This window comes from Streptomyces sp. NPDC029138 (assembly GCF_055564375.1).
Genome location: NZ_JBVHWM010000065.1, coordinates 1 through 21,339, shown reverse-complemented (window position 1 = coordinate 21,339; position 21,339 = coordinate 1). Strand labels below are relative to the sequence as shown.

Here is a 21,339-nt window from a genome sequence, read left to right as displayed (position 1 = left end):
GGGCCCTGTGACGTTGTACCCGTAGCGGGGAGCACGGCGTGCGCGTCGGCATGGAGGCGGGGCTTGCGGCGTTGCAGCCCGGTACCAGGGAGCACAGCGCATGCCGGGCGCCGACGGCGGGAGTGGCGAGGGGGACGGTCCGATGGGGGAACAGGCACGGTGGACGCGGGCGCGGCTGGGCCGCTGCGGGCCCCCGCTCGACCTTCTCACCGCGAGCTTCCGCCGGCACGTCTACGCCCCGCACGCCCACGACGAGTACACGATCGGCGTCTGCGTCGGCGGCTCCGAGATCATCGACTACCGGGGCGGCCACATCCGCACCGGCCCCGGCACGATCGTCGTCCTCGAACCCGGCGAGATGCACACCGGCGGCCCCGGCAACCCCACCGACGGCTACGCCTACCGCGCCCTGTACGCCGACCCGTCCCTGCTGACCGACGGCACCCTCGGCGGCCTGCCGCACTTCCGCGAACCCGTCATCGACGACCCCGCCCTGGCCACGGCCCTGCGCACCGCCCACACGCGACTCAGCGCCTGCCCCGACGCGCTGGAGACCGAGTCCGTCCTGCCCTGGCTGCTCACGGCCCTGGCCCAGCGCCACTCCACGGCCCGCCCGCTCCCCGACCGCATCCCCGGCGCCGACGCCATAGCCCGCACGGTCCGCGACCGCCTCGCCGACGAACTCACCGACCCGCCCTCCCTCGCCCTGCTCGCCACGGACCTCGGCCTGTCCCGCTACCAGCTGCTGCGCGCCTTCCGTACGACGATGGGCATACCCCCCTACGCCTGGCTCGCCCAGCACCGGGTCACCAAGGCGCGGGTCCTGCTGGAGACCGGCCTGCGCCCGGCCGAAGTGGCCGCCCTCGTCGGCTTCGCCGACCAGGCGCACCTGACCCGCTGGTTCCGCCGGGTGCTCGGGGTGACCCCGGCGGCCTACCGCAACAGCGTTCAAGACACCCCCGCACCGGGAGGCCGACACTCGGCCGCATGACTGCACGCGGCTGGTTCCTGTTCTCCCTGATGGGAGTGGTCTGGGGCATCCCCTATCTGATGATCAAGGTGGCGGTGGACGCGGTGTCCCCGCCGGTGGTGGTGTTCACCCGCTGCGCGCTCGGCGCGGCCCTGCTGCTCCCGTTCGCCCTCCGCCAGGGCGGCTTCCTCGACGCGATACGACGCCACTGGCGGCCCCTGCTGGCCTTCGCGGTCCTGGAGATCATGGTCCCCTGGTTCACGCTGACCGACGCCGAACGGCGCCTGTCCAGCTCGACGGCGGGCCTGCTGATCGCGGGCGTACCGATCGTCGGCGTGGTCCTGGCCCGGCTCCTGGGCGACACGGAGCACCTGGGCGTCCGCCGTGCGACGGGCCTGAGCCTGGGCCTGGCCGGGGTGGCGGTCCTCACCCTCCCGCACCTCACCGGCGGCGACGCCCGCTCGCTGGCGGAGGTCCTGCTGACGGTCCTGGGCTACGCCACGGCCCCCTTGATCGCCGCCCGCCGTCTGAAGGAGGTCCCGTCGCTCCATCTGACCGCCGCCTGCCTCACCCTGGCCGCCCTGGTCTACGCCCCGGCGGCGGCCCTCACCCGCCCGGCCGCCCTGCCCTCTCCCACCGTGCTGGCCGCGCTGGCCGGCCTGGGCGTGATCTGCACCGCGGTGGCCTTCGTGGCGTTCCTGGAGCTGATCAAGGAGGCCGGCCCCACCCGGGCCACGGTGATCACCTACGTGAACCCGGCGGTGGCCGTGGCGGCGGGCGCGCTGTTCCTGGACGAGCCGCTGACCCTTCCGGTGCTGGCCGCCTTCGCCCTCATCCTGGCCGGCTCGGTCCTGGCGACGGCCGCGGGTCCGCGACGCGGCACGCGCCCGGTACCATGGTCCACACGGCAGACGAGCCGGGCGGACGGCCGCGTGGAGTCCCCTTAGGGGGCTTCCCGAGGAACGTCCGGGCTCCACAGGGCAGGGTGGTGGCTAACGGCCACCCGGGGTGACCCGCGGGACAGTGCCACAGAAAGCAGACCGCCCGGGGCTCCGGCCCCTGGTAAGGGTGAAACGGTGGTGTAAGAGACCACCAGTGCCCAGGGTGACCTGGGCAGCTAGGTAAACCCCACCCGGAGCAAGGTCAAGAGGGGCCGCCTTTCGCAAGAGGGGCGTCCCTGCGCGGACGATCGAGGGCGGCCCGCCCGAGTCCGCGGGTAGACCGCACGAGGCCGGCGGCAACGCCGGTCCTAGATGGATGGCCGTCGCCCCGGCGTCCGCGAGGACACCGGGGAACAGAACCCGGCGTACAGCCCGACTCGTCTGCCTCTCCTCCGCTCAACCGGCTTGGAAAGCCAGGCCGTTGGGGCGGAAGGGGGTGGCCTCCGGCGATCTTCGTGGGTAGGGTCCCGTCGTATGGTGCCACGCCTTGTCGTCATCGGGGCCGACGTCGACACCGCCCGGGCGGCACACTCCCTGGGCTGCCACACCGTCTTCCTCCAGCCGCCCGGATCGCCGGTGGAGGAGCTGGTGGACGCCGACTCCCATCTCTACTCCGTCGACTGCGCCGGTGACCTCTTCCCCGAGTTCGTGGACACCGTGCTGCGCCCGCTCGCGCCGGACGCCGTCGTCTCCCTGTCCGCGTCCGGGGTGCTGCCGGCCGCCGTGGCCGGCGCGGTCCTCGGTCTGCCGGGGACCTCCGCCCAGACCGTGCGCCGGCTGCGGGAGGGCGGTGGGGCGGGCCGGGCAGCTGGTGGCCGGGTGCTCGGAGTGCAGACCTTCGGTACCGGGGGCCGGGGACACCGGCTCCTCGCCGTCGTCGGAAGCCGGGGTGGGGACAGCCGGGGAGGGGACAGCCGGGGTGGGGATGACGCGGTCGAGTCTCCCTCGCCGGGACCCGGCCTGCCCTCGCCGGAACCCGAGATCCTCTCGCCGCAACCCGAACTCCTCTCGCCCGGCCCCGGCCTCGTGGCCGGCCTGGAGAAGGAAGTGGGTGCCTTTCTCGATCAGGCCGGGCTGGCCGACGGGCCCGCGTACACCACCGTCGCCGTGACCGGTGGTCGCGTGGACGTGGTCACCGCCGTGAACTGCCCCGGTCCCGGCGACGTACCGGCACTCGTGCGCCGGGCCACGGGGGTGGACGTGCGGCGGTGGGCGCTCGCGCGGGCCCTCGGGCTCCCGTCCGACGACCTGGTCGAGGCGATGGGGCAGGAGGGCGCCCGGTGAAGACATCCGCGCTGCTGGTCAACCACCACCCGTACCCGCACTTCCGCCGCGCCGGCCGCTCCCTGCTGCCGCTCACCGAGGTGGACCTCCACCTGGTGACACGCAACCGCTCCTTCGGCGGGACCGACGGTGTGGACGCCGACGCGCTCCCGTACGTCACCGTGTGCGCCGCCCGCGACGAGGAACAGTGGCGGACGGCCTGCGAGTGGGCGCTGCGCACCCGGCCCATCGAGCGGATCGTCGCCGTGCACGAGCGGTCCGTGCTGCTCGCGGCCGAACTGCGCTCCCGGTTCGGGCTGCCCGGCATGGACGTCGACACCGCCCTCCGCTTCCGGGACAAGGTCCGGATGAAGGAGGCCGTACGCGCCGCCGGGGCCGCGCGGGTGCCGGACTTCGCGGCGCTGAACGGCCCCGGGGACCTGGCCGCGGTCGACTGGCGCACCGGGCCCAAGGTGATCAAGATCCGCCGTGGACTGGCCGCCCAGGACGTGCACATCGTCCCCACCCGGCAGGACGCCGAACGGCTCTGCGCGACCCTGGACCTCGGCGAGGAGCGGTACGAGATCGAGGAGTTCGTCCACGGGCCCATCTACCACTGCGACTCCGTCGTGCGGGACGGGCGGATACGGTTCGCGAGCGTGGGCCGCTATCTCGCCGACCCCGCCTCCTACGCCTCCGGCGGCACCTTCGGCACGGTCATGGTGCTGGACGGCGGCCTGCGCGAGCGGATCCGCGCGCTGAACGCCCGGGTGCTGGCCGCGCTGGGGCTCAGGGACGGCACCACGCACCTGGAGCTGTTCCACACCCCGGACGACGAGCTGGTCTTCTGCGAGGTGGCCGGCCGGCCGCCGGGCGGGATCATTCCGCCGGTGATCGAGTGGCAGTACGGCTTCAACATCGTGGAGGCGTCCGTACGGCTCCAGTGCGGGCTCGACGACCGGCTGGGCCGCGGGGACGCGGACCCCGGCCCCGGCGTGTGCGGATTCATCGCCTTCTACCCGCACGACCGGGGGCCGCGGACCGTCGACCCGCGCCGGTTCGCCGCGCTGGGCGTCGTCGAGCACCTGGGCCACCCGGGGATCGGCGCCCCGGCCGGCCGTGAAGAGGCTGCCGCCTCCGGTGACACCGTGCGGCACTCCGTCGACTTCCGGGACTCCTACGTCCTGCGAGCCCCGGACGAGGCCACCCTGCTGCGCCGTATCGACGACATCCGCACCGCCTACCTCGGCTGACCGCCGCCGGCCGGCTCAGCGGCCGTCCGGGCCCGCCAGACCGGCCACGTGGTCGTGCATGGCCTGTACGGAGGTCAGTTCCTGGATCAGCACCGGATCGACCGCGAAGCCGTACCGCTCCGACAGCCGCAGCAGGATGGTGAGGTGCTGCAACGAGTTCCAGGAACCGGCGGTCAGGCTGGCGCCGTCCCCGATCCCGTCCGGGCCGGCCCCGACGACCTCCGCGATCTCGTGCCGGATCTCCTCACGCAGGCTCTCCATCGGCCCTCCTTGTCACCAGCTGCTCCATGTTCCGCGCGTACCAGGGGTCCAGGACGTCGAAGAAGTCCGCGAGCGACACGGCGCCGATCCGGCACAGCCCCACCTGCGCGTACCGCATGGCCCCGGCCCGCCGCAGCACGTCCTCCAGCGGCGCGTACGACACCTCCAGCGTGGGGATGCGCGTGTGGTGCCGGAACTCGCGCTCCGTCGCGACGCCGTCGACGACGAGCTTTCCGCGGTGGGGCTTCCAGCGGCGGTACGGGGCGCCGTGCCGTTCCTCCAGGCAGTGCATGTGCGAGATGCCGTCGTGGAAGTTGCACCCGATGATCAGCAGCTGGGTGTCGAACCGGGTCATGTACTCGTACACCGAGTCCGGGCCGAACGACGTCTCCGACTCGATCGCGCACAGCTCGTCGGCGAGCGGGCCCCGCGCGCACACCGGGTTGAACGGGGGTGCGAACGAGCGGCGGGTGCCGGGCAGCCGGCGGAAGTACTCCGTGAGCATGCCGAGACCCGAGGGTGTGTGCTCCCGGTCGAAGACCTTCTCCCGGCGGAAGCTCTTGCCGCCCGAGGGCATGACGAGCGTGCCGGACGCGCCCAGCACCTGGTGCAGCGCGCCGAGCACCAGCTCCTCGGGGCGTTGGACGTAGGCGAGGCCGGCCAGCGAGGAGCCCGCGTAGACCAGTTGGCCCGCGGACAGCCCCACCGCACGGAAGGCCCGCTCCACGGCGGCCGGGGTGACTTCCGGAAACCCGCTCGCGCTCACCCCGCCACGACCTTCCGCAGACTGAGCGGCCACTGGTCCACCTCGCATCCGAACTGGCTGAACACTCCAAGACACCACCGGTCGATGCCGAACCCCATGCAGCAGCTGTGTGCCGTGGCGCCGTCGGCGAGGCCGATGTCCCAGGCCTTGCCGAAGTGGTCGCCGTGCCGGTTCACCGAGGCGGCGGCCACGGGCGGCCCCTGACCGAGGTCGAGCAGCACCTCGTGCTTCAGCTCGAACGAGATCTGGAAGGCCCGGTACCGCGCCGACGTGTCGATGAAGAACGGGTCGGACGCCGTCACCACCCGGCCGCGCAGTCCGAACCGCTCCGGCAGCGCCCGGCACACGGCGAGCAACTCGTCCCGGAACGCGGCCACTTCGGCCTCCGAGCCGGCACACACGATCTCCCGGACCCCGAACTCCCGCGCCCGTCCGAGGCCCTGGGTCGCCCCGCTCTCGTACCGGTAGCAGCGGGTGTACCCGGTCAGCCGGACCGGCTCGGCGAGTCGCTTCCCGGCCAGGGCCGGGAAGACCGGCTGGCAGGCAGCCGGGGACAGCATCGCCTCCGGCCGGTCCGCGCTCGAATCCAGGCCGCCGAGGTCGACGTCCGTCGCGTCCGGGCGCAGCGCGGCGGCGACCCGGGACCGCAGCTCCCGGTCCTCGTGCAGATGGAACACGTAGTTCCCCGCGTGCGCGTTGTCCGCCAGATAGCCGGACCTGATGAGCGTGCCCGTGCCCAGCAGTGCCGGCAGATGGGTCTCGCGCGCGCCGAGCTGCCGGGCCGTCTCGGCGAAGGTGTGCTCCAGGCCGTAGTAGAGGTCGGCCATGAGCCCGGTGTAGACGAAGCTGCCGGCCAGTTCCTCGGTGACCCAGCCACGGGCGGTGAGGTCGGCGAGCACCCGGTCGGCCGGGAGCGGCGCGGGCAGGGCGGCGGCCGCGTCGCCCGGGCTCTCGTACACGGTCCGGGCGGGGAACTGGCCCAGCTCCGCCGTCATCGTGGCGACATCGGCGAGCACATGTGCCGTCAGCCGCTGCTCGTCGGCGTCGTCCGGGCAGAGGATGGTCACCGTGGCGGGGTCCTCGTCGGACACCTCGACGCCGCGCACGGCCCGGTCCGTCCAGTAGAGGTTCTTGCGCAGCGACTCCCGGACATCGGCGGGCAGCCCGGAGTCGAGCCGGAAGGACAGGGACTTCATCCGGCACCACCCGCTCCGACGGGGCCGGCCGTGCCGCTTTCGGCGCGTCCGGCTGTCATGCTCGCGGCGGGTACGGCCGTGATGCTCGCCGCCTTCATCCGGATCTCGGCCACCTCCAGCTCAGGCGTGGACCGTTCCGTGACCGCCGCGCCCACCGTGGCCCACTGGTCCTCGCCCGCGCGGAACACCGCCCGCAGTGTCTGGCTCCAGGACAGCTCGCCACGCGGGGTGCGGACGCCGAACAGTCCGTAGTAGGGGCCGCGCGGGTGCGACTCCACGTCCGCGATCAGTTCCAGGCCGGCCTCCCTCGGGGACGCCCCGTGGGGGAGGAGTGCCAGCAGGGCGGTGGCCTCGGTCGTGCCCGGGTGCGGCACGGTGTCGAAGCTGGTCAGCAGGTGGGACAGCGCGCCGAGCCGCATGACGCGCCGGTCGCCGCGCTCGGGGCAGCCCAGCGCGGCCAGCGCCTCGGCCATCCGGCGGGCGGAGCCGTCGTGCTCCAGCACCAGCCGGGCCGGCAGGTCCGCCGTGCCGGTGTGGTCGGCCGAGGCGAAGGTCCCGGAGAGCTTGTGGGTGGCGATGCCCTGTGCCGGTGACCCGGCGACCAGGAGTTCCGGGCTCGTGCCCGCGAACTCCAGGCCGTCGACGGCGGCGTAGAAGGACCGGCTCAGGCCGAACGCGTCGTCGGCCCCGGCCGCGAAGGTGGCCGGCAGGTCGACGGGGAAGCCGATCTCCGAGCGCACGCAGACCGTGGCCCGGCGCCGCGAGTCGCCGTCGATCCAGCCGAGGACGCGCCGCGCCAGGCCGGCGAACTCGGCGCAGGCGGCGTCCGTCACGGCCACCGGGGTCACCGGTGCCGGTGCCGGTTTGGTGGGCGTCGGCCGGGGACCGTCGGCGTGGATCCGCCCGGCGCCGTCGATCTCGACCACGGTCTCGGGTACGACGAGATGCGTCGCGGGATACGCGGCCGGCGCCGGGACGGCCCCGACGTGCCGTTGGTTCAGGTCGTAGCCCAGGTAGCCGATGACCCACTGCCCGGTGTGCTCGGTGAGGAACGCGTCCAGCTGCCGGTCGAACTCCCCGCCCAGCTTGCCGTGCGCGGTCCGGCGCCCCGGCAGGTGACACTCCCAGGTGCCGTCGCGCGAGGTCAGCCAGGAGCGGGCGCCGAGGCCGACGACCGCCCCTCGGGGCGAGCCGAACGCGAGGACCGGCCGGTCCGGCCGGCGCGTCCGGCTCTCCTCGATCACCGCCCGGGCGACGCGCCGGGCGTCAGGAGACATGCGCGGTGAGCCCGAGTTCCTCCAGCAGGAACCCGAGGTGGGTGGTGAGGAAGGTCTGCGCCAGTTCCAGGTCGGGCTGTTCGACGGCCCGGCTCACCTCGTCGTCGGAGAGCACGAAGTCGAACTGCTCGTTGCGCTCCAGGAGTTTCTGGTGGGAGATCTCCTTGAGCAGGGCGGAGATCCGGGTCCAGTCGTCCTCGGTGAGATCGTGTTTCCGCGCGGACCGGAAACGGCCGAGCAGATGCCGGGTCTCGTCCTCGATGGTGCGCTCCGCCACCTCCAGGATCTCCGCGTCGACCTCCTGCGAGGCGTCCAGGTGGGCGGCCGAGGAGCGGATGCCGAAGTAGAGACCGAGGCCGCCGCCCTCGGAGAGGTCCACGGCGATCTCCCCGAGCCGGTCCTCCCGCCACTTCCAGCGCAGTTCGGTCAGTGCCTTGCCGTCCCCGAGGTGGCCGAGGTCCGCGATGCTGGGCGGCGGGCTGGACGTCTCCGCCAGCAGGTACAGGTCGTGCAGCTGGGCGTAGTGCCGCAGCTCGTCGGAGGCGAAGGCCAGCTTGACGTAGGTGCTGCGCAGCGGGTTGGGGGCGATCGAGCCGGCGTCCAGGCCGGCGATCTCCTCGGCCACCTCCTGGATCATCGTGGCCACGGTGGTGCCGCGCGGACCGTAGACGCCGCTTCCGGTCCATTCCTTGAACATCTGGTGGCCGATCCACCGCTTGTCCTTCTCCGGGGTGCGGTGTCCGGCCGAGAAGTAGCGGACCGCCAGCTCGTGTTCGAGCGCCCAGAAGGGGGCGCTGGTCAGGAGGGTCTGCTGAATTCCGGGACCGAAATCGGCGGGGTCAAGCATAATAGGAACCTCCGTTGACGTGAATGCACTGCCCGGTGATGTAACCGGCTTGGACGCTGCTGAGAAAGACGGCGGTGGCCGCGATCTCTTCGGTTCTGCCGCGCCGTGGTATCGCTCTGCGCGCCTCGTCCCGCAGACATGCCTCGCTCAACGGACGACTCCGCTCGGTGTCCATCACGCCGGGCGCGATGCAATTGACGGTGATACCGTCCGGGCCCAGCTCCGCCGCCAGTGAACGGGTCAGTCCGACCGTCGCCATCTTGGTGGCGGCGCGTACCGATCCATGGCCGAGAAATGCACCGATGCCGGCGAATGTGAGAATGCGGCCCCAGCCCTGGCGCTTCATTCCGGGAAGCGTTTCCGCGCAGAGGTTGAGGGGCCCGGTCACGGCGGTGTCGTACGCCCTGCGGTGGTCGTCGTGTGCGGTCAGCGAGTCGGATTCGGCCCGCCGGACAGCGTTGTTGACAAGGATGTCCACGGTCCCGAGCTGCTCCTCGACGCGTCCGACGAAGTCTCGGACCGCGTTCGGGTCGGAAATGTCGAGAAGCCCGGTGACCGTCTTCGCGCCCCTGCTTTCGGCGAGCCGTTGCGTTTCCCGCATCCCGGCTTCGTCCGACTGTGTGCACAGTGCGAGACGGGCGCCTTCGTCGCTGAAAGCGAGGGCCAGCGCTCTGCCGAGATTGGCATTGGCTCCGGAGATGAGTACGACTTTGCCTCGAATGCTGAGATCCATCGGATTCCTAGCGGGATCCTCTGCCTCTGTCATCGAGCCGACAACAGAGTCTAGAGCGATCCGGTGAGGGGTGTCCAGGTTTCCTGAGGCTTCCCTGCGTCGTCTGAAGTGAAACTCGTGTGACGATCAACTCCCAATGGAACGAGGTGTGTTGGGGGCTTCGGGCGTACTGTTACGATGCGCCGGACCGGTGCGTGGGATTCGAGGGGGTCATTCCCATGGCGCATGAAACAAAAGGGAGCCAGCCCGCCGAGAACGGGCGAATCGCGTCCGGTCCGGAAGCGGTGTCCCTGCGTGTCCTCCTCGCGTCGACCGCCGTCTGCAAGGTCGCGGACTGGCAGCTGGGCATCGTGATGCCGCTGGCCATCCTGCGGCAGACCGGCTCGGTGGCGATGTCGCTCGCGGTGTTCGCGCTGCGCGGGGTCGCCTATGTGGCCTCCCCGTTCCTCGGGGCGTTCATCGACCGCTTCGACAAGCGGACCGTCTTCGTCCTCGCACAGGTCCAACAGGCCCTCTGCCTCGGCCTGTTGGCGTGGTTCACCACCCAGCCCGCCGTCGTGTCCGTCCTCTTGCTGCTGTCCGGCATCGGCGGTGTCGCCACCTCCATCACGGGCCAGTTCGTGCTGATCCCGGAGCTGATCCGCCCCGAGGGCCGTGCCGTGGCGGTGGCGAAACTGACCTCGGTGATCGAGTTCTCCAAGGTGGCCGGCCTCCTGCTGGGCGGGGTCACCCTGGACTCGCGAGGCCCGGTGTTCTCCTCCGTCCTCATCGCCGCCCTCTATCTGGTCGCGGCGGTGGTGGCCCTGCCCCTGCCCAGGGTGCCCTCCCGGCACACGAGGACCTCGCTGGGCCACGACCTCGGCCTCGGCTTCCGCTGGCTCCTGCGGCCCGAGATCCTCTGGCTGGTGGCGGTCATGCTGATCGTGAACCTCGCCGTGGGACAGATCGAACCGGCGCTCGCGACCCAGTTCGCCCGGACGGGGATCGAGCCCACCGCCATCTCCCTGGTCATGGCCGCGGGGCTGGTCGTCGGCGCGGTGGCCAGCCGCTTCGCCCCGCTGCTGCTGCCCGCGCGGCGCATGGAGCGGCGCATCCTCGTCTTCCAGGTCATCGCCCTGGGCGGGCTGGCCCTGGTCGCGGTCCCGGCGCTCGCGGTGAAGATCCTCGGCTACATGGCGGTCTCCTTCGCCGTGGGCGCCAGCAACGTGGTGTCCATCACCTACCGCCAGGAGAGCATCCCGGTGGAGTACGCCGGGCGCGTGAACTCCGTGATCCGGATGTTCATCACGGGGGCGATCCCGCTGTCCGGGTTCCTCTACGCATGGTCGAGCCGGTTCGAGGGATGGCTGTTCTGGCTCCCCGAACTGGCCGTCTGGGCCGTGGCGGTGGCCCTGTGGTGCGGTCACACCCTGCACACCGAGCGGGCCCCGGCGCACGCGGGCCCGCCCCCCGACGGCCCGCCGGCGGCGGGCACCCTCGCCGACGAAGGAGGAGCCGGTGGAGATCCTGGACCAGGACGGCCTGGTCGTCGCGGCCGTGACCTGCAAGGAAGTTGAGGAGCGGGACGGGCGGTGGACCGGCCCGCCGGCCGACGTGGAGCGGATCACCGATCCGGAGAACCTCACCGACGAGCTGCGGGCACGCCTGGACCCGCTGATCCGGCCGCGCTGGCTCAACTGGGTGGCCGAGGCCGGCGATTCGGACGAGGACTTCCTGGCGCGACTCGGCTCCGGCGAACGCCGTAACGTGCGTCTCGGGCGCCGGTTCCTGCGCGAGGAGGGCCTGCGCACGGACGTGAGGGCGGGGCTGTCGGAGGCGCTGATGGACGAGTTCCTCGTGCTGTACGCCGCGCAGATCGCCGCGATGCCCCGGGGCGTGGACTTCGCCCACCGGTGGCGGGACCGCATGCTCGCCACGGGTGCGGACCACGTGGGCGCCTGGGTGTACGACGGCCCGCGCCTGGTGGCCGGCTCGATCTGGCGGGTGCGCGGGGACGAGGGCATGCTCCAGCTGCGGTTCTCCGCCGTCTCCCCGCGGCTGCGCTCGGGCCGGCTGATGCGGGCCCTGTACGCGGAGGCGTTCCGGTACGCCCGTGAGCGGGGCCTGTCGTACCTGTCGCTGGGCAATGACCCCTCCCTGTTCGGGCATGTGGTGCAGCCGGGCCTGTTCGCCTTCAAGGGCCGCTTCGGGTTCACCCCGGTGCCGGCCGGGGTGCTCGACGCGCGGCTCGGCGGCGACCACGCGGACCGGTTCCTGAGCCTGCGGGCGCTGTCCCGGCCCGCGCTCGTGGTGACCCGGCGGCCGGGCCCGCTGCCGCCGTGGCCCGCGGCCCTCGCCGCGCCGGGCTGCGACCTGGTCCTGCTCACGAACGGCCCGGACGTCGACCCGGACGAGTTTCGCACCCCGGTGCTGCGGGCGGGGCGCACGGTGGTCGTGCCCGGCTGAGCGCCGGGTGCCACGGCCACCGTGCCGCCGTCCCGTGGACCGAGCGGCCCTCGGTGCCGTTCAGCGGTGTGCAGTCGTCCTCAGTGCTGCTGCGCGAAGTAGTCGTACGCCTTGGGCAGCACCTTGGTCAGCTGCTCGGTCTTCGTCCGGATCTCCTCGAACTCGCGGAGCGCGGCCTGGCTGTCGGAGAGCCCCAGCGCCGGCGAGGGCTGCACCTCGATGCCGCCCATGCCGAGCAGGATGCACATGTACGAGTAGGGCGGCAGACCGTGGTAGTAGGGGAACACCGTCTCGCTGTCCGGCAGTTGGGTCTTCCACAGCTCGATGCGCTCGGCGAGTCCGTCGGGCAGGGCGCGGGACTTGGCATCCCGCCAGTACGGGGTGTCGGTCCGCTTGGCCGCCACGTAGTGCAGCACCAGGAACTCCCGTACGCCGTCCATGACATGGGCGACCGCCTTGTTGTACCGGTCGCGGTGCGTGGGGTCCCAGCCCGGGTCGGGGAAGTTCTTGACCAGCTGCTCGATCGCGTGGTGGATGAAGAAGATCCCGGTGGACTCCAGCGGCTCCACGAATCCGCTGGACAGGCCGATGGCCACGCAGTTGTTGACCCAGGAGTTGCGGCTGCGGCCGATGCGCATCCGGATGTGGTTGGCGGGCGCGTCCTGTGCCGCCGGGCCGACGAACTCGCGCAGGGTGCGCTCGGCCTCCTCCGGCGAGAGGTAGTCCTTGGCGTAGACGTACCCCGTGCCGACCCGGCCCATCAGCGGGATCGTCCAGATCCAGCCGGCGTCCTGGGCGGTGGCCGTGGTGCAGGGCAGGATGCCCCGCTTGCCCATGTCCATCGGGACCTGGAGCGCCACGGCGCTGTCGTTCGGCAGCGTGTCCTGGTACGACACGAACGGCTCTTCAAGGGCCTTGTTCAGCAGCAGCGCGCGGAAACCGGTGCAGTCGATGTACAGATCGCCGGTGATGTCCCCGTGCTCGGCGGTGCGCAGCCCGGAGATCCAGCCGCGCTCGTCCAGGTCGACGTGCTGGACGTCGTCGATGATGCGCGTGACCCCGCGCTCCACCGCGTACCTGGCGAGGTATTCGGCGAGCAGGGACGCCTCGAACTGGTAGGCGTACGGGAACTGCGTCTTGCCCTGGTGCTCCGACATGGTCAGCCCCTGCATCTCTTCGGCGTTCTCGTCGAAGGGCTGGTCGATGAGGGTGCCGTCCAGGTGGCGGGGGCTGAGCCCGTTGTCGATCACCGACGCCATCACGAAGCAGTCCTTGTCGAACCGGTCGCTGGGACGCTCCTGGAGCCACCAGTCCGTCAGCGGGAAGCCGTTGACCGACCGTATCTGCTCGAACGGGTGGTAGAAGTAGTGCCCCTTCTCCCGCCAGTTCTCGAAGCGGACCGCGAGCTTGTAGGTGGCGTTGCAGGCGGGCATCCAGTCCCGCTCCTTGAGCCCGAGGAACTCGAAGAAGTGCCGGATGTCGCTGAAGGTCGCCTCGCCGACGCCGACGGTCGAGACGTTCCCGGACTCCACCAGGGTGATGCCGATCCGGTCGCCGAACGCCGCCTTGAAATACGAGGCGGTCATCCAGCCCGCCGTGCCGCCACCGACGATCACCACGTTGTTGGGCATGCCTGTCTCCGTTCGTGAAAGGGGATTTCGGGCAGTGCTGAGGAAAGGTGAGGGAGCGGGTGAGAGCCGCGGCGGGCCGCGGGAGGAACTGGGAGAGGCGCACGGCGGGAGCGGGGACGCTCCGCGGGGTCAGGGCAGCGTGCGCGCGGGATGCGGGTCGTACCGGGTCACCCGCTGACGGGCGGGCCCGCGCCGGCCGGAGGGAACGGGGCGTGGCGGCGGGCCCGGGGTGGTCCGCCGGGACCGGTGTACGGCCGGCCGCGGCGGACCCGGGTTCACTGCTGGACCGGCTCGAAGACCAGGACGTTGGTGCCCGGAGTGGCGTGGGCGCAGTGCTCGATCCCGGCGGGGATGACATTGATGTCACCCTTGCGCAGGGTGATCTCGTTCCCGTCGCGGAACACCAGGGTCAGGGCGCCGTCCAGGACGAGGTGCATCTCCTTGGCGTCGTGGTGGTGCCAGGGCACATCACCTTCGGTCTTGACCAGCCTGACGTCGTAGCCGTCGATCCCGGCGACCAGTTCCGACGTCCGGTTCTGCGGGAAATCGGCGAGGACGGAATCGATGTTCACAATGTCCATGACATCCACCTTTCCAGTGGGGAACGAACCTGCCGTACCCGCTCGGTGCACCGGAGCCGGCAGGAAGGGAACTCTTCACTCGGCCGCCGCCGCGGCGACGGGCACCACCGCCTCCCGGTCCCGGATCGCCCAGCGGGTGACCAGCGGAACCGCGAGACCGGCCGCCACCTGCACGGCGGCCACCACCAGCCAGGCCGCCGCGCCACTGCTGACGACCTGCGCGATCACCAGCGGCGCCACGATCTGCTGCGCGCCCGCACTCAGCCAGAACAGCGAGACGTACGTCGACTCCTCACCCGGCTTCGCCAGCTTGTAGGAGATCCCCCAGCCGCCGGCCGACTGGAAAAGCTCGCCCGCCGTCATCGCCGTGATGCACAGCACCAGCAACCCGACGGCCGGCCCCGTCGAGACCGAGGGCACCACCGCGAGCAGCGCACAGCAGGCGGCGAGCCCGAACCCGGCGACCCGCATCAGCCGGGCCGCGCTCGGCAGATCGGCGGCGCCCCTGCTGACCCGGACCTGGAACAGCACCGCGAGCACGGTGTTGATCACCAGCAGCCCGGAGACCACCGAGCGGGGCGCCGAGGTGGTCGTCGCGACCCACAGTGGAATGCCCACGCTCAGCAGGCTGATGTGCATGGTGAGGACGATGTTGAGCAGCGCCAGCGTCAGATACGGCCGGTCCCGGAAGACCTGGGCCGACACCCGCCGCCGGAGCCTGGAGGCGTCCCCGGTCGCGCCCGGCAGCAGCGGCAGCCGCCAGGCGAGCGCGCAGAAGACGAAGAAGGACAGCGCGTTGCACAGGATCACGGCGGTGTAGGCGGCCCGGTTGTCGAGCACCAGGGCCACGCTGCCCAGCAGGGCGCCCGACGCGTAGCCGACGTTGCGCAGCGCGCCGGTGACCGCCATCGTCCGCACCCGCTGGTCCTCGGGGACGGCCATCCCGACGAGCACCTGCCCGAGCGGCGCGGCGGCCTTGTCGACGAGGCCCATCAGGACGACGACCGTGAGGAACCAGGCGAAGTCCGGCACGAACGGATACACCACGAACAGCACCGCCCGCCACAGCGTCACCAGGACGAGCAGCCGACGGGCGCCGAACCGGTCCGCGACCATCGCGACCGGCACGGTCGTCACCAGCCCCACCCCGGCGGCGACCGACAGACCCAGACCGACCTGCCCCACGGACAGGCCGACCTGACGGGTCAGGAAGATCGCCGAGACGGCCAGGAACGACCCCGTGCCCGCCGCGTCGATCAGCGACATCAGGGTCAGCTTGCGGCCGGCCGCGCCCTCCGGCAGCCACCCGCGCAACCGGCCGAGGACACCGGCCGGCCCGGCCCGGCCGGTGTCCTCGGCGGCGGGGGAGGCGGACTGGTCCGACTGGTCCTGGGACATGCCGCTCACCTGGTCCCGATACGGATCGCGGCGCGCCCGGCCTCGGCCCGCCCGAGCGCCTCGGCCCGGTCGGGGCCGCTCGCGACGACGAAGCCGGACCGGTCCCAGGAGGAGGACCAGACCCGGGCCGTGTCGCCGGGGCCGACCGAGACGTGCACCGCGTCGACGCCGGGCAGCGCCCGCGCCTCCTCGACGCCGCGCACGTCCTCCACCACCCCCGGGGCGGCCGACAGGAACTGGATGGTGACCGTCCGGGCGGCCGGGCCGGGCAGGTGTGCCGGGCGCCCGGAGAGCAGGTCGATCAGGCAGTTGCGCAGCGAGGTGTCGTACGCCTGGTCGATCAGGTCGGTGATGCGGTCGCCCGGGCAGCGGCCGGCGCACTCGATGAGGGTGAGACCCTGCTCGGTCCGCATCCACTCGGCGTGCAGGATGCCCGTGTCGAAGCCCGTCGCGGCGACCAGCATCCGCATGCCCTTGTCGAACTCCGCCCGCTCGTCGTCGCCGAGCGCGGCCGGCAGCAGATGCCCGGCCTCGACCGGGTGCCGGCCGGGGATCACGAACTTCTCGGTGACGTTCAGGAAGACGACGGTGCCGCCGTCGACCAGCGCCTCGACGCTGAACTCGGCACCGGTGAGCCGTTCTTCGACCAGATACCGCCAGCGCATCGGCCGGTCCGGGATCTTGCCGGGCTCGTCGGCGCCCAGCACCGCCTGCCATGCCTGGTGGGCGATGTCAGGGTCCACCGCGTCCAGCAGCTGCACGCCCAAGCTGCCCTGCCGGTCGGCGGGCTTGACCACCACCGGCCCGCCACCGGCGAACTCGACGATGTCCGCGGCGGACCGGATCTCCCGCCAGCGCGGATTACGCACCCCCGCCGCCGCGGTGACCTCGCGCAGCGCGCTCTTGTCGCGCAGGGTCGCGGCGGCCCGCCCGGAGGCCCCGGGCAGCCCCAGCCGCTCGGCGATCTCCGCCGCGGCCACGACCGCGTACTCCAGGCCCGGGACGACCGCGGTCACCGGGACCCGCGTGTGCAGGTCCTCGGCCACGGCCAGGTAGTCCCCGCCCTGGTGGTACGTCGATGGCACGAGGCCGGCGACACAGCCGAGGGCCGCTGCCTTCCCGGCCAGGTCCCCGTTGCGGATGATGTCCGGCTCCTCCAGCACGGTGATGCTCGCGGGCGGCACTTTGCCGTCGATGCCCCGCAAGAACACCGAACTGAAGCCGATCATCAGGATGTGCGTCATGAAAGTGTCTACTCCGTAGCGATGGTTGCCGCAGTGCGCCGGTCGGACAGCGCCTCGACCGTCACGATCTGGTACTCGGCGACTCCGGCCCTGACATACGGATCGTCCTCGACGATCTCGCTGATCTCCTCGCGGGTCACCCCGTCCGCGATGATCACCCCGGCGTGTCCCGGGGACGTCGACTTGCCCGAGAGCCGGAAGACACCGGCGGCGTGGAACCGGTCGAGGTAGGCGATGTGGTCGGGCGTGTACTGGCGGAACACCTCCGCCGGCGCCCAGTTGCGGATGATCAGCACATGCGTCAGACCGTGCTGGGCGCTCATGCCGCCACCTCCAGGGCCTCCGTGTACAGGGACAACAGCGGTTCGGCCGCGGTGGCGCCGAAGAACCGGTGCCAGATGGCCAGACAGCGCCGGCGGTCCAGCTCCGAGCCGGTGTCCAGCCGCAGGAAGTAGATGTCGGTCTCCACCATGCTGCGGATGCCGAGAATGGGGCGCGGGCTGCGCAAGGGCCGGAACGCGCCGTTGTGGATGGCGGACGCGTCATGACCCGGGTAGAACTCGCCGACCATGCAGCCCTGTTCCAACGCCTCGAAGCGCAGCTCCTCCTGGACCCGGGTCACGGCCTCGCGCAGGAAGGACTCGTCACCGCCGAACGGGACGAACACGACCGACTCGTGGTCCTCACCGTCCTGGGACGCGTTGCGGATGCGGCCGAGCCACTCCCGTGTGACGGCGCGCAGCCGCGGGATGTCGCTCTCCGTGCCGACCCGCACCGGATTGACCAGCACCCGGCCGTGCTTCATCGCGCGGTCCATGAACGGACAGACCGCGCCCTTGCGGCCGAGGTCGGGGTGGGGCTGCATGATGAAGCCGGAGATCCAGTCGAGGACGTCCGCGACCACCTGGGGAGATTCCGTCTTCTCCGCACCGGTGGGGGCCGGCGTTCGGCTCATGTCTCATCCTTCGCTAAGGCTGGCAGCAGCGTGGACATGCGGCGGGCGCGATACGGCGGTCAGCGCCGCAGCCGCAGAATGCGCAGATCGTCGTGCCCGGCCTCCCGGTCCTGCCGGACCCGGGCGACCAGCTCGTCGAGGTCGTCCGTGACGTGGACGAACCGGCCGTGCAGTTCCTCGTAGCCGCCGGAGACCAGGGCGAGCACCAGCCCGGCCACCTTCTCCGGCGGCTGCCACACCTCGGCGGGCACCCGTGCGAGGTCCGTACGGTCAGCGGTCATCGCCGTACGGACGAGACCGGGGCTCAGGTCGACCACCATGACCCCGGTGCCGCGCAGCTCCGCGGCGAGGGAGTCGGTGAAGCGCATGAGCGCCGCCTTGGACACACCGTACGCCGGGGGCGAACCGGAACCGTCCGAGCCCTGAAGGGAGTTGATGTTCACGACGTGCCCCGCGCCCCGGCGGACCATCGACGGCAGGACGCGATGGCTGAGCAGGGCCGGGCCGCGCACGTTGGTCTCCAGGACGGCCCACCACTGCTCGGGGGCGGTGTCCAGGAACGGTCTCATCGGCCCGGTCACGCCCGCGTTGTTCACCAGGACGTCGACGGCACCCAGGGCGTCCTCGACGGTGGCGCAGACGCGGGCCACGTCCCGGGGGTCCGTCACGTCACCCGGTACGGCGAGGGCACGGCCGCCGTCCGCCGCGACGAGGGCGGAGGTCTCCTCCAGCTGGTCCTTGGAACGCGCGGTGAGGGCGACGGCGTACCCGGCCGACGCCAGGCGCAGCGCGATGGACCGGCCGATTCCGCGTCCGGCCCCGGTGATCAGTGCGACCCTGCTCATGATGTGTGCGACGTCCTAGATCGAGTGCGGGCATGGATCGGTTCGGCCGGGCCGGTTCGGGCGGGCACCGGCAGACGCGTCAGTTCAGTACCGAACGGGCGTAACCGGCCGCCGCTCTCGGGAAGTTGAGCATAATGTGGCTGGCGGCCGTGGTGACGTCCCGCCAGATCCGCTGGAGGTCGCGGCCGTTGGCCAGCGCTCCGGTGCCGGCGCTGCGGACCAGGCGGTCCACAGCGGCGACACAGAGTTCGGTGGCCAGCGCGCAGTCGCGGGCGCCCCGCTCGGGCCGGCCCTCCGGGAACGCCCCGGAGTCCGCGGCCACGGCCACGCTCTCCAGGAGCAGCGCGGCGGTGTCGATCTCCGCCGCGGCCCGGGCGAACGTCTGCTCCGCCGCACCGCCCGAGAGCGCCATCGCCGGCGGTCTGCGCGGGCCGCTGTACAGCAGCTTCCAGGTCTCCAGCGCGGCGCGGGCGGCGCCCAGCACCGGCGCCGCGAAGCTGAGCCCCGAGACGGCCTCCAACGGCACGGCGCAGTACGGCACATCGGCACCGTCCCGCCGCCCGGTGTCCAGATCGCTGCGGGCGAAGGCGTGAGCGTCGGGAACCAGCCGGTCGCGCACCCGCACGGTGTGGCTGCCGGTGGCCCGCATGCCCAGGGCCGACCAGGTCTCGGAGATCTCGTAGCCGGCGCGCGGTACCGCGAAGAACATCCGCGCCTCGCCCCGCTCGGTCCCGGCCAGCGCCAGGACCAGCGCCCACTGCGAGAACTGGACCGAACTGACGTTGGGCCACGAGCCGTTGAGCCGCCACGCGGCGCCCTCACGGACGGCGGTGCCGGCCGGCACCAGCGAGCCGACGACCAGGGTGTCGGGGCCGTCCGCCCAGACGGCGGCGCGGCCCTCGTCGGGCAGGTAGGCGGCGAACCGGCCGAGGGTCGCGGCGAGGGAGGCGAACCAGGCCGCTGAGGTGCAGCCCCGGCCGATGTCGGCGGCGCCACGGGTCATGTCGAGAAACGAACCGGAACCGCCGCCCCAGGGGGGCGGCACAAAGAAACGGGCGAATCCCGCCCGGAGAACAGCCTCTGTCACCTCTGGGGCTAACTGCCCGGTTTCATCTGCCTTCGCGGCGTGGCTGGAACACAGCTGTCGGGCCACTTCCATGGCCCGATGTGTGTCTATGACCCCCGTCATTGATGCACCAACGCTTCCGTGGTAGCGGAAAACTGTGCTCGACTCTGCCCTGGTAGGACAGCTTCAGACTTTTACCATCCGGACGAGGCTCAAACAAGGCTGCCGGATTGTTTGCACGCCGGTTACGTTCCGCCGCTTCCGGCTCATGACAAAACGGACCTTCACGGAGGAAGGGTTGGGGAGGGTTGTCTCACGCTCGACGTTCTGCCTACGCTCTTATGGATTCGCAATCAGCCGGTGATCCGCTGCCGGCCGGCTGATTTTTCCTCTCTGCTCGGCTGTGCCGCAGAGTTCACAGCTCCGTCATAGGAGTCTCAAAGAGTACGCGGCTACGTTCCGCCACCGCGTTCAGGCCAACCGCTACCCGGGAGCCTTTACATGACCATTCCTGGCGTCATCGACTTCCACGTTCACGTCGGCGATTTCGACCGGATGCGGGATGACATCAAGAACCTCCTCGAAGGAACCGCGAGCCGCCGTGACTTCGACATGAAGGCGCTCTTCTCCGACCCTCGCGGGCTCGCCGCCTATCTGCGCGGCGCCGGGGTGATCCGCACCGTCCTGGTGGCCGACGAGGGCCCCGGCGTGAACTTCGTCCCGACCACCGACTTCATCTGCGACTTCTGGGAGGCGGCGGGCGAGGACAAGGACTTCTACATTCCCTTCGGAAATGTCAACCCGAATCGGACTCCGGACGTCATCGCCAAGTACGAGTCGGATCTCAGGCGCGGGATCAAGGGATACAAGCTCTACCCGGCCGACCACGACTTCCACCCCATCACCCCGGAGCTGATGGAGTTCTACCGGAGGCTGGAGGCCGACGGCCTCATCCTCATGTTCCACACCGGGACGACGGGCCAGGACGACGGCGTCGACGAGTACGGCGATCCGAAGATCTTCCAGCCCATTCTGGAGGAATGCCCCGACCTCACCGTGGTGTTCTGCCACGCCGGCAAGCCGATCTGGACCAATGAAGCCACAGAAATGGCCCAGACCTACCCGAACCTGTATCTCGACACCGCCTTCATCAAGCCCGAGAAGCTCCTCGTCTATCTCCCCAGGCTCGCGGAGATCTCGCACAAGGTCCTTTTCGGCTCCGACTGGCCGGTGGGTGTGTCCTCCCTCTCCGCCCACCTGAAGGAGATCCGCAACCTGGGCCTGCCCGAGGAGGCCGTCGAGAACCTGCTGTACCGCAACGCGGCCCGGCTCCTCGGCATCTCCTGACCGCATCATGAACACGGAGATCCTGGTGGTGGGGGTCCCCTGGAACCTCCACGAACTGGGCACGGTGGTACGCGACGCCGACGCCCTCGGACTGCGCGTCCACCTGGCCGACACCGAGGAGGCGCTGGCCAAGGTGGACGCCTCGGTCCGCTGCGCCAGGGTGCCGGTCGCGGAGCTGGGCGTCGAGGCGGTGGGGGGGGGGGGTGGCGCCCCCCCCCCCCCCACGGTCGTCTCGGTGGCCGAACGGCAGCTCGTCCTCTCCCCCCAGGTGCGCGAAAAGCTTGGTCTGCCCCGCCCCCCCCGAGGGGCGGAACCGCGGG

At 71.4% G+C, this 21,339-nt stretch carries 21 protein-coding genes, 1 other RNA gene and 1 pseudogene; 9 read left to right on the top strand and 14 right to left on the bottom strand.

What is annotated here, in order from left to right:
• The first annotated feature begins 142 nt into the window (after nt 1-142).
• The 5 genes and pseudogenes from ACZ4WH_RS34945 (at nt 143) to ACZ4WH_RS34925 (ending at nt 4,427) form a co-directional block, all read left to right on the top strand.
• Entirely contained in the window at nt 143-991 is an 849-nt protein-coding gene (locus tag ACZ4WH_RS34945; protein WP_468188476.1) for an AraC family transcriptional regulator, read from the top strand.
• Nucleotides 988-1,767: pseudogene (locus tag ACZ4WH_RS34940) on the top strand (DMT family transporter); the annotation flags it as partial. The gene ACZ4WH_RS34945 and the pseudogene ACZ4WH_RS34940, both read left to right, overlap by 4 nt.
• Before the next feature lie 115 nt (nt 1,768-1,882).
• An RNA gene (gene rnpB / locus ACZ4WH_RS34935) (RNase P RNA component class A) lies at nt 1,883-2,295 on the top strand.
• A 90-nt stretch (nt 2,296-2,385) separates the two neighbouring features.
• Entirely contained in the window at nt 2,386-3,195 is an 810-nt protein-coding gene (locus tag ACZ4WH_RS34930) for a ParB N-terminal domain-containing protein (protein ID WP_468188407.1), read from the top strand.
• The gene (locus ACZ4WH_RS34925) at nt 3,192-4,427 is read left to right on the top strand and encodes an ATP-grasp domain-containing protein (protein WP_468188405.1); all 1,236 of its coding nucleotides are present in this window, start codon (nt 3,192-3,194) and stop codon (nt 4,425-4,427) included. Before ACZ4WH_RS34930 ends, ACZ4WH_RS34925 begins: the two co-directional genes overlap by 4 nt.
• A gap of 15 nt (nt 4,428-4,442) precedes the next feature.
• Here the strand turns inward: ACZ4WH_RS34925 and ACZ4WH_RS34920 are convergent, their stop codons facing one another.
• The 6 genes from ACZ4WH_RS34920 to ACZ4WH_RS34895 are packed head-to-tail and all read right to left on the bottom strand — an operon-like array spanning nt 4,443 to nt 9,507.
• Nucleotides 4,443-4,688 carry an acyl carrier protein gene (locus tag ACZ4WH_RS34920; RefSeq protein ID WP_468188403.1) on the bottom strand — a complete coding sequence of 82 codons (246 nt, stop codon included), beginning with the start codon at nt 4,686-4,688 and terminating at the stop codon, nt 4,443-4,445.
• On the bottom strand, nt 4,672-5,454 hold the full coding sequence (locus tag ACZ4WH_RS34915; RefSeq protein WP_468188401.1) for an AAC(3) family N-acetyltransferase: 783 nt from the start codon (nt 5,452-5,454) through the stop codon (nt 4,672-4,674). The genes ACZ4WH_RS34920 and ACZ4WH_RS34915 overlap by 17 nt, the downstream gene beginning before the upstream one ends.
• The gene (locus tag ACZ4WH_RS34910) at nt 5,451-6,650 is read right to left on the bottom strand and encodes an aminoacyl--tRNA ligase-related protein (protein WP_468188399.1); all 1,200 of its coding nucleotides are present in this window, start codon (nt 6,648-6,650) and stop codon (nt 5,451-5,453) included. Before ACZ4WH_RS34910 ends, ACZ4WH_RS34915 begins: the two co-directional genes overlap by 4 nt.
• Nucleotides 6,647-7,927, bottom strand: coding sequence for a chorismate-binding protein (locus tag ACZ4WH_RS34905; protein ID WP_468188397.1), 1,281 nt, complete (start codon nt 7,925-7,927; stop codon nt 6,647-6,649). Before ACZ4WH_RS34905 ends, ACZ4WH_RS34910 begins: the two co-directional genes overlap by 4 nt.
• Nucleotides 7,917-8,774, bottom strand: coding sequence for a hypothetical protein (locus ACZ4WH_RS34900; protein WP_468188396.1), 858 nt, complete (start codon nt 8,772-8,774; stop codon nt 7,917-7,919). Before ACZ4WH_RS34900 ends, ACZ4WH_RS34905 begins: the two co-directional genes overlap by 11 nt.
• A complete protein-coding gene (locus ACZ4WH_RS34895) occupies nt 8,767-9,507 on the bottom strand; it encodes an SDR family NAD(P)-dependent oxidoreductase (RefSeq protein ID WP_468188394.1) in 741 nt (246 codons plus the stop codon). The genes ACZ4WH_RS34900 and ACZ4WH_RS34895 overlap by 8 nt, the downstream gene beginning before the upstream one ends.
• A 284-nt stretch (nt 9,508-9,791) precedes the next feature.
• Here ACZ4WH_RS34895 and ACZ4WH_RS34890 point away from each other — a divergent pair, with 284 nt between their 5' ends.
• Together ACZ4WH_RS34890 and ACZ4WH_RS34885 are read left to right on the top strand one after the other, a co-directional pair.
• Nucleotides 9,792-11,063: an MFS transporter gene (locus ACZ4WH_RS34890; protein WP_468188392.1), complete on the top strand. Its 1,272-nt coding sequence runs from the start codon at nt 9,792-9,794 to the stop codon at nt 11,061-11,063.
• A complete protein-coding gene (locus tag ACZ4WH_RS34885) occupies nt 11,005-11,952 on the top strand; it encodes a GNAT family N-acetyltransferase (protein WP_468188390.1) in 948 nt (315 codons plus the stop codon). The genes ACZ4WH_RS34890 and ACZ4WH_RS34885 overlap by 59 nt, the downstream gene beginning before the upstream one ends.
• A gap of 80 nt (nt 11,953-12,032) precedes the next feature.
• On the opposite strand, the gene ACZ4WH_RS34880 is transcribed toward ACZ4WH_RS34885, so the two are convergent.
• The 8 genes from ACZ4WH_RS34880 to ACZ4WH_RS34845 form a co-directional block, all read right to left on the bottom strand.
• Entirely contained in the window at nt 12,033-13,583 is a 1,551-nt protein-coding gene (locus ACZ4WH_RS34880) for a tryptophan halogenase family protein (protein ID WP_468188388.1), read from the bottom strand.
• Nucleotides 13,584-13,858: 275 nt separating this feature from the next.
• On the bottom strand, nt 13,859-14,164 hold the full coding sequence (locus tag ACZ4WH_RS34875; RefSeq protein ID WP_468188386.1) for a cupin domain-containing protein: 306 nt from the start codon (nt 14,162-14,164) through the stop codon (nt 13,859-13,861).
• Between the two features lie 75 nt (nt 14,165-14,239).
• Entirely contained in the window at nt 14,240-15,562 is a 1,323-nt protein-coding gene (locus tag ACZ4WH_RS34870) for an MFS transporter (RefSeq protein WP_468188384.1), read from the bottom strand.
• Between the two features lie 5 nt (nt 15,563-15,567).
• Complete coding sequence (locus tag ACZ4WH_RS34865; protein ID WP_468188382.1) at nt 15,568-16,806, bottom strand: ATP-grasp domain-containing protein; 1,239 nt, start codon at nt 16,804-16,806, stop codon at nt 15,568-15,570.
• An 8-nt stretch (nt 16,807-16,814) separates the two neighbouring features.
• Entirely contained in the window at nt 16,815-17,129 is a 315-nt protein-coding gene (locus ACZ4WH_RS34860) for a YciI family protein (protein ID WP_468188380.1), read from the bottom strand.
• The gene (locus ACZ4WH_RS34855) at nt 17,126-17,761 is read right to left on the bottom strand and encodes a DUF6875 domain-containing protein (RefSeq protein ID WP_468188378.1); all 636 of its coding nucleotides are present in this window, start codon (nt 17,759-17,761) and stop codon (nt 17,126-17,128) included. The genes ACZ4WH_RS34860 and ACZ4WH_RS34855 overlap by 4 nt, the downstream gene beginning before the upstream one ends.
• A 59-nt stretch (nt 17,762-17,820) precedes the next feature.
• Complete coding sequence (locus ACZ4WH_RS34850) at nt 17,821-18,606, bottom strand: SDR family NAD(P)-dependent oxidoreductase (RefSeq protein WP_468188376.1); 786 nt, start codon at nt 18,604-18,606, stop codon at nt 17,821-17,823.
• Nucleotides 18,607-18,685: 79 nt separating this feature from the next.
• Nucleotides 18,686-19,765 (bottom strand): acyl-CoA dehydrogenase family protein, encoded by a 1,080-nt coding sequence (locus tag ACZ4WH_RS34845; RefSeq protein ID WP_468188374.1) that lies wholly within the window; start codon nt 19,763-19,765, stop codon nt 18,686-18,688.
• A gap of 408 nt (nt 19,766-20,173) precedes the next feature.
• Between ACZ4WH_RS34845 and ACZ4WH_RS34840 the strand changes: the two genes are divergently transcribed.
• Together ACZ4WH_RS34840 and ACZ4WH_RS34835 are read left to right on the top strand one after the other, a co-directional pair.
• Nucleotides 20,174-21,019, top strand: coding sequence for an amidohydrolase family protein (locus ACZ4WH_RS34840; protein ID WP_468188372.1), 846 nt, complete (start codon nt 20,174-20,176; stop codon nt 21,017-21,019).
• Nucleotides 21,020-21,026: 7 nt separating this feature from the next.
• Nucleotides 21,027-21,339 (top strand): hypothetical protein (locus tag ACZ4WH_RS34835; RefSeq protein ID WP_468188370.1); only part of this gene is annotated, 313 nt, incomplete at its 3' end.